The sequence below is a fragment of the Pseudoxanthobacter sp. genome (assembly GCF_036822375.1).
In the GTDB taxonomy this organism is placed as follows: domain Bacteria; phylum Pseudomonadota; class Alphaproteobacteria; order Rhizobiales; family Segnochrobactraceae; genus Pseudoxanthobacter.
The window spans coordinates 1-4,591 of sequence record NZ_DAISHT010000136.1 but is presented as its reverse complement, the minus strand read 5'-3'; the positions used below and the strand labels follow the sequence as shown (position 1 = coordinate 4,591).

The 4,591-nt window shown below is 70.2% G+C and carries 4 protein-coding genes; 1 reads left to right on the top strand and 3 read right to left on the bottom strand.

The genetic code is table 11. The annotated features are described in order from the left end of the window. Positions 1-80 precede the first annotated feature (80 nt). Positions 81-854 carry a ferredoxin--NADP reductase gene (locus tag V7067_RS12400; protein WP_334176215.1) on the bottom strand — a complete coding sequence of 258 codons (774 nt, stop codon included), beginning with the start codon at positions 852-854 and terminating at the stop codon, positions 81-83. A 508-nt stretch (positions 855-1,362) separates the two neighbouring features. Between V7067_RS12400 and V7067_RS12395 the strand changes: the two genes are divergently transcribed. Further along, positions 1,363-2,280 carry a cation transporter gene (locus V7067_RS12395; RefSeq protein WP_334176214.1) on the top strand — a complete coding sequence of 306 codons (918 nt, stop codon included), beginning with the start codon at positions 1,363-1,365 and terminating at the stop codon, positions 2,278-2,280. Here the strand turns inward: V7067_RS12395 and V7067_RS12390 are convergent. Together V7067_RS12390 and deoA are read right to left on the bottom strand one after the other, a co-directional pair. Next, positions 2,265-3,047: a 5-oxoprolinase subunit PxpA gene (locus V7067_RS12390; RefSeq protein ID WP_334176213.1), complete on the bottom strand. Its 783-nt coding sequence runs from the start codon at positions 3,045-3,047 to the stop codon at positions 2,265-2,267. The genes V7067_RS12395 and V7067_RS12390 overlap by 16 nt on opposite strands. Before the next feature lie 26 nt (positions 3,048-3,073). After that, the gene (gene deoA, locus V7067_RS12385) at positions 3,074-4,411 is read right to left on the bottom strand and encodes a thymidine phosphorylase (protein WP_334176212.1); all 1,338 of its coding nucleotides are present in this window, start codon (positions 4,409-4,411) and stop codon (positions 3,074-3,076) included. Between the last annotated feature and the right edge of the window lie 180 nt (positions 4,412-4,591).

Sequence of the window (4,591 nt, the reverse complement as noted above, 5' to 3'; positions counted from 1 at the left end):
GCCGAAAGGCAAAAGGGCCGCTTCCCGCCCTGGACGGGAAACGGCCCTCTGCAAACGGCATCCGGCGCGGTGGCGGCGGCTTATTTTTCCGCGAAGGCGCGCTCGATCACGAAATCGCCGGGGGTCGAGGTGTTGCCCTCGTCGAAGCCGCGGGCTTCGAGCATGGTCTTGAGTTCCGACAGCATTTCCGGGCTGCCGCAGAGCATCACGCGGTCTTCCTCGCGGTTGAGGGGCGGCAGGCCGAGGTCGCTTTCCAGCTTGCCGCTGGCCAGCAGCTCGGTGATGCGGCCGTGGTTGCGGAACGCCTCGCGGGTGACCGTCGGGTAGTAGTGCAGGTGCCCGGCGATGAGTTCGCCGAAGTTCTCGTCGTTCGGCAGGTCCTGCGTCAGGTAATCGTGATAGGCCAGTTCGGAAACCTGCCGCACGCCGTGCACCAGCACGACGGTCTCGAACTTCTCGTAGGTTTCCGGGTCGCGGATGATCGACAGGAACGGGGCGAGGCCGGTGCCGGTTGCCAGCAGGTAGAGCCGCTTGCCGGGCAGCAGATAATCGATGACGAGCGTGCCCGTCGGCTTGCGGCCGACCAGAATGGTGTCGCCCGGCTGAATGTGCTGCAGGCGCGAGGTCAGGGGGCCGTTCTCAACCTTGATGCTGAGAAATTCCAGATGGTCCTCGTAATTGGCGCTGGCGATGGAATAGGCGCGCAGCAGCGGCTTGCCGTTCACCGGCAGGCCGATCATCGTGAAGTGACCGTTGGAAAAGCGCACCGCCGGATCGCGCGTCGTGGTGAACGAGAACAGGCGGTCGGTCCAGTGATGGACCTCGAGAACCTTCTCTTCGTGGAAGGCAGCCATAGGCAGTGTCTCTCCCGGCAGGGAAACGGCGCGCAGAACACCCCCCGCGCGCCGCGTCCATGGAAAATGCGACCAGTGCCGCTCACAGAATGCCGCAATAGCGGAAATTTCCGCCGAAAGCAGGCATTTCTATTCCTTCTTTCCGCTTTGAATCAGGAATGGGTTCTAATTGCACCAGCCACAGCGGGATGCGGCCGGTTTCCCGGCCCCTGCGGTTCCCGGCGGGCGGTCCTGAGCCCGCAGGCCGGCGCCGTCTTCTCCTGCGCGGCGCCGGTGCTGTTTGCCGGAGCCGACGGGGACGAGAATGTCGCAGGGGCGCCGGGGTGCCTGCCCCGGTGCCATCCTGCAAAAGCTGACGGGGCCATTGCCTGCCGGTCGCGCCGGTGGTTCCATCGGTGCGGGCTGACCGGACGCCGGCTGACTGCACCCCGGGGTAACCGGGGCGGGGAGCGGGATCGCGGTCCGGATTGTTTTTTCATTGCTTTTTCTGGGGCTGGGACGGGATTTCATGGCCGGCATTGACCTGAGCGCTGCGCAGCGCGGACAGGAACGCGCGATTGCGGTTGGCATTCTGCTCGATGTGTTGCTGCTGGCGCCCTACACGGCCAGCGCCATCGCCACGGGCTCGATTTCGATTCTGGCGGAGCTGCTGCGCGGCGCGCTGCTGCTCATCACCGAAATGCTCGGGCTCTACACGCTGCGGCGCATCAACCGCGGCCAGCTCGGCAATTTCGATTACGGGCTGGGCAAGACGGAGCGGGCGATTTCCGGGCTGGTCGGCGTGCTGCTGGTGGCAGCGGCCGGGTTCGTCATCTTTCGCCTCGTCACCCCGGACGATGCGGCCGAGGCGCCGCGCACCGTCGGCGTGCTGGCCATGCTGGCGGTGGGGGCGAATTTTCTCGCCAATGCCGGCCCGCTCTATGCGCTGTGGCGCTCGGCCCGCGGCGACCTGACGGTGACGGTGCTGGCGCAGCTTCAGGCCCGCTTCGCCAAGACCATCGCCTCGGCAACCGTGGTGGTCTGCGTGGCCATCGATCTGTTTGCCGCCAACCGCACCATCGGCCACGCGGCCGACATCGTCGGCGGTGCCATCGGCGCGGCCTTCATGATCGTCATCGGCGTGCGGCTGGTGCGCGAGGCGCTGCCCGATCTGGTCGACCGGGCGCTCGACGAATCGGTTCAGATGACGGTGACGCAGGCGCTGGCGCGCTTCTATCACGACTATGACGACCTCGACGGCGTGCGCACCCGCCGCGCCGGCAACGTGGCGCATATCGAGATCGCGGTGCGCTTTGCGCCGCAGAAAACCATGGCCGAGGTCGGCCGCGTTCTGGATGCGATGGCCGGCGCGCTGAAGGAGGCCATTCCCGATGCCGACGTGGTGGTGGTGGCGCGCCCGGCGCGCGGGCCTCAGGCGGCGGGCTGAACCCAGTCCTGCATCGGCTGCAGGCTGAAGCCGGCCGCCGACAGCCGCGCCCGGATCGCGGCGGCCATGGCCACCGCGCCCGGCGTGTCGCCGTGCACGCAGACCGTATCGGCGACGACCGGCAGCGTCGTGCCGGCGGTGGTGGTCACCGTTCCGGTTTCCAGAATTGCCAGCACGCGGGCGGCGGCCGCCTCCGCATCGTGGATCACGGCGCCGGGCTCGCGGCGCGGGGCGAGGTTGCCGCCCGGGCCATAGGAGCGGTCGGCGTAGATTTCGCGCGCCATCCGCAGCCCCAGTTCGGCCCCCGCCTGCTCGCCGGCAAGGCCCGGCATCACCACCAGCAGGGCATCGGGGGCGGCGCTGCGGACCGCGCGGGCGATGGCGCGGGCCAGACCGATATCCTCGTTGGCCATGTTGGCGAGGGCGCCGTGGGCCTTGACGTGGCCGGGGCGCAGCCCCTCGGCCCGGGCCAGCGCGGCGAAGGCGCCGATCTGGTAGATGAGCTGCTTTTCGATGTCCGCCGGTGCCTCGCCGCGGATGACGCGGCGGCCGAACCCGTAAAGGTCGGCAAAGCCCGGGTGCGCGCCGACACCGACGCCGCGCGCCTTCGCCGCCGCCAGCGTGCGGGCCATGATGACGGGATCGCCGGCGTGGAAGCCGCAGGCGATGGACGCCGATGTGACGATGCCGAGCATCGCCGCATCGTCGCCCGCCTCCCATGCGCCGAAGCCTTCGCCCATGTCGCAGTTGAGATCGATGCGCTTCATCGCGGGCGTCTCCCGGCTCGCTCCGTTCAGGCGATGCGCTCCAGCACCACGGCGCGCGGCGCGGGCGCCGGGCCAAGGCGGCAGGCGGCGCGCACGGCCGCCGCCGCGGCATCGGCCGCCGCCTCGCTCGCCGCGTGGACCATGCAGAGCGGATGATCCGGCCCGACCGCATCGCCGGGCGCGGCAAGGGCGGAGAGGCCGACGGCGGGGTCGATGCGGTCGGTCGGGCGCACGCGGCCGCCGCCGAGGCCGATGACGGCAAGGCCGAGCGCGCGCATGTCCATTGCCGCCAGAGTGCCCGGCACGGCGGGCAGCACCGGCCGCACCACCGGTGCCCGCGGCAGCCAGTCCGCCGGCCGCTCCAGAAGGTCGGCCGGGCCGCCGAGGGCGGCCACCATGCGGGCGAAGCGCTCGGCCACGGCGCCGGAGGCCAGCGCACGGGCAATGCGGTTTTCCGCCTCCAGCGCGGTGTCGGCAAGGCCGCCCATCAGCAGCATTTCCACCGCAAGGGCGCGGGTGGCGGCCATCAGCCGCGGTTCGGCCGCCCGGCCGGTCAGCACGTCGATGGTGAGCTGCACTTCCAGCGCGTTGCCGGCGCTGGTGGCCAGCACGCTGTCCATGTCGGTGATGAGGGCGCGGGTCGGCAGGCCGGCGCGGTTGGCGACCGCGACGAGGCTTTCCGCCAGCGCCTGCGACTGCGCGAGCGTTGCCATGAAGGCGCCGGAGCCGGTCTTCACATCGAGCACGAGGGCGGAAAGCCCGGCGGCCAGCTTCTTCGACAGGATCGAGGGCGTGATGAGATCGAGGGTCTCGACCGTCGCTGTCACGTCGCGGATGGCATAGAAGCGCCGGTCGGCCGGGGCGAGGTCGTCGGTCTGGCCGATGATGGCGGTGCCGACCGTGCGCACCACGTTGCGGAAGGTCGCAAGGTCGGGGGTCGCCACATAGCCGGGGATCGATTCGAACTTGTCGAGCGTGCCGCCGGTGTGGCCGAGGCCGCGGCCGGAGATCATCGGCACATAGCCGCCGCAGGCTGCCACCAGCGGGCCAAGGATGAGCGAAACCGTGTCGCCCACCCCGCCGGTGGAGTGCTTGTCGAGCGCCGGGCCCGGCAGGTCGGACCAGTCCAGCACCCGGCCGGAATCGCGCATGGCCAGCGTCAGGTCCGCGCGCTCGTCCAGATCGAGGCCGCGGAAGTAGATCGCCATCGCAAGGGCGGCGATCTGGCCCTCCGACACCGCCCCGGAGGTGATGCCGGCCACGAAAGCGGCAAGGTCGGCCTTCGGCAGCCGCCGTCCCTCGCGCTTGGCGCGGATCACTTCCTGCGGCAGAAAGGGCGGGCGGGGGGCGGCATCGCTCGGCACGGGGCGGCTCCGGGTGGTGATGGGGCAGCGGCTTCGGGGCAGCAGGCTTCGGGGTGGCAGGTTTTGCGGAGAGGATCGGACTTTCGGACGGTCAGGCTTCCGGCAGGCCGGCCACAGCCTCGGTGATGAGGCTGCACAGCCGTTCGGCGGCGCGGCCGGCGACTTCCTTGGTCTCGGTGT